This window comes from Mycobacterium persicum (assembly GCF_002086675.1).
Lineage (GTDB): Bacteria > Actinomycetota > Actinomycetes > Mycobacteriales > Mycobacteriaceae > Mycobacterium > Mycobacterium persicum.
On the sequence record NZ_MVIF01000268.1, the window covers coordinates 1 to 856 of the forward strand.

General features: G+C 62.1%; 1 protein-coding gene. It reads right to left on the reverse strand.

Annotated elements, in window-relative coordinates:
- Nucleotides 1-845 (reverse strand): beta-ketoacyl reductase (locus tag BST40_RS28305; protein WP_244174545.1); only part of this gene is annotated, 845 nt, incomplete at its 3' end.
- Between the last annotated feature and the right edge of the window lie 11 nt (nt 846-856).

Consider the following 856-nt stretch of genomic DNA (forward strand, 5'->3'; position numbering starts at 1 on the left):
TGCTGGGCAGCGCTTTGACCGGCCAGCTGCGCCATGACGGTGCTGGCCGGCGAATGGGCCTGAGGGCGCACGGTGGTCAAGGCGGACAGGATCGGGGCAAGCTGGTGTTGGCGTGCCTGGCGGGTCAGTGTTTGGCGGTTCAGCGGCAAGGGGATCAGGCTGGGTTGCTGGCCGGCAAGGGCGGTGTCGAACAGTTGCAGGCCTTGTGCGGTGGTGATCGCCAACATGCCGGTACGCGCGAAACGGGCTTGGTCTTTGGGGTCAAGGTGAGCTGTCATCGCCGACGGTGTCTGCCAATAGCCCCAGGCCAAACTCAGAGCCGGTAATTGGCGGCGATGGCGGTGGTGGGCCAAGGCATCTACAAAGGCGTTAGCGGCGGCGTAGTTGGCTTGTCCAGGGTTGCCCAGGACTCCTGCGGCCGAGGAGAACATCACAAAAGCGGACAGGTCTTTTCCTGCGGTCAGTTCATGCAAATACCAGGCAGTGTCGGCCTTGGCGGCCAAGACCCTATCAACTTGGGCCGTGGTCAACTCGCTGATCACCGCGTCGTCAACAACGCCGGCAGTGTGGATCACAGCCCCAAGTGGATGAGCCGCCTCGATACCATCTAGCACCGCACTGAGCTCGGCGGGATCGGTCAGATCACAAGCGGTGATAGTGACCCGCGCACCCAACTGGGTCAACCGTTGATGCAGTTCAACAGCGCCAGGAGCGCCCAGCCCGCGGCGAGACACCAACAGCAGATGCCCTACCCCGTAATGACTGACCAAATGCTCAGCAAAAACCCCACCCAACATCCCGGTTCCCCCCGTGATCAACACCGTCCGCTCAGCATCAAAGGCCATCGGATTAGACG